A 1,527-nucleotide genomic window follows, 5' to 3' on the forward strand; every position below is an offset into this window, starting at 1 on the left:
ATTAGCGGTAGTAACGATATCTGGAAAAAGAAAGTGGGCTATCACCGGCGCTCAGTGGCTGAAACGGCCATGTTCCGGTTCAAAAGGCTTCTGGGTGGTCATCTAAGTCTGAGATACTACGATGCTCAGGTGGGTGAAGCCCTGGCCATGGTCAAAGCGCTTAACCGGATCACGCTATCAGGAATGCCGAACAGTATTCACATCACGTAACAATCGACCCGTATGGGGCGCAGTCGTTACAAGTTCTGATTTATTCAACAAAGCCCATGGAGACCTGATTTTGAAACAACTGTGGTGATCTGCTCCGATGATTACCCAAAAATTCTATTTATTCAACAAAGCCGCGCTCACGGTTCGCCAATGACGCTTACCGTCATCGCAATGTAGTGGAAAGATGTTTTGGCCGATTAAAAGAATAACGCCGTATTGCCACACGTTATGACAAAACGGCGAGGAATTATCTGTCGATGGTTAAACTGGGCTGCATCCGCCTATTTTACAAGAAGTTATGCAATTAAGGGACACAGCCTAAAAGTTCGATTTATTCAACAAAGCCTATCCTTATTTGATGCCGAAAAAATCCCGCCCTCCTGTATGATACTGTTCACATCTTCAATGTCGAGGAAGTTCAGATCTTCATATATAGCACTATCGACAGAACCATACCGTGCATTACAGATGCGAAAATGATCCTCAAAATCATCATCGATATAGTACTGATCTAACGTAAAGCAAGTTTTATCTTCATTGTCTTCCATAATGGTACTTAACGCGTTCTCCCTCTGAACCATCACCATTTTTGCAAGTGAATATTTAAATTTATCACTCGTAATTTCCCCTTTTACTTCATGTTTACCATTGCTAACGGTCACTATAACCATACCGTCTTCATTATTATTACCCGGCAAAGTAAAGGTTACTTTATTACCTTGAATATCATCCAAATTAATAGTCCTTGTTCTTGTAAAATCATAAAAGAATTTTAAAGAATTAATCTGTTTTATAATATTTTCATTAATCTGACGATAAAGTTCTTCATTATTTTTTCTCACTCCACCAAAGGTAAAAAAATTAATAATATGCTCTAGCAATCCATTGGGAGATAAAGCTTTTTTTATTTCATCCTGATTTTCCATACCAACTGCGCAAGCAGCAATATTGTATAATGTACTAATGTTTGTCATCATAACTCCCTTATCTTATAAGAAACACTTAACGAATAAGCATACATTATTGCCAGCCTGTTACATATCAGTAAGAAGGTTAATGCCCCATTCACAGGGTTTTGGGCTTTGTTGAATAAATCAAAGTTAGCCGACAGGATGGTCCCGCGGCTTTGGGCTTTGTTGAATAATAGGGAATAATGCTGTTGTGACACGCCTGTTTTGGGGCTTTGTTGAATAAATAGATTTTATGCTGGCAGCCCAGCGAAACGACGGATCCTCGCAACGTAAAATCATGCAGTTAGGCCTCATGAGAAAAGTGTACACCTGAGATGACAAGCATTTTCAACCAAAACTGGCATGG

At 39.6% G+C, this 1,527-nt stretch carries 2 protein-coding genes and 2 pseudogenes; 2 read left to right on the top strand and 2 right to left on the bottom strand.

The window, feature by feature from the left end:
- Positions 1–210, top strand: a pseudogene (locus QZ506_RS17740) (IS5/IS1182 family transposase); the annotation flags it as partial.
- 152 nt (positions 211–362) lie between these two features.
- Positions 363–518: pseudogene (locus QZ506_RS17745) on the top strand (transposase); the annotation flags it as partial.
- A gap of 27 nt (positions 519–545) precedes the next feature.
- Here QZ506_RS17745 and QZ506_RS17750 read toward each other — a convergent pair.
- Together QZ506_RS17750 and QZ506_RS17755 are read right to left on the bottom strand one after the other, a co-directional pair.
- On the bottom strand, positions 546–1,184 hold the full coding sequence (locus QZ506_RS17750; RefSeq protein WP_291972946.1) for a hypothetical protein: 639 nt from the start codon (positions 1,182–1,184) through the stop codon (positions 546–548).
- 91 nt (positions 1,185–1,275) lie between these two features.
- The gene (locus tag QZ506_RS17755; protein WP_291972947.1) at positions 1,276–1,449 is read right to left on the bottom strand and encodes a hypothetical protein; all 174 of its coding nucleotides are present in this window, start codon (positions 1,447–1,449) and stop codon (positions 1,276–1,278) included.
- Positions 1,450–1,527 lie beyond the last annotated feature (78 nt).

Source organism: Candidatus Symbiopectobacterium sp., from assembly GCF_020054415.1.
In the GTDB taxonomy this organism is placed as follows: Bacteria; Pseudomonadota; Gammaproteobacteria; order Enterobacterales; family Enterobacteriaceae; genus Symbiopectobacterium.

Excerpts from the sequence above, each read along its gene's own strand:
- QZ506_RS17750 (WP_291972946.1), bottom strand. The coding sequence starts at position 1,184 with ATGACAAACATTAGTACATTATACAATATTGCTGCTTGCGCAGTTGGT.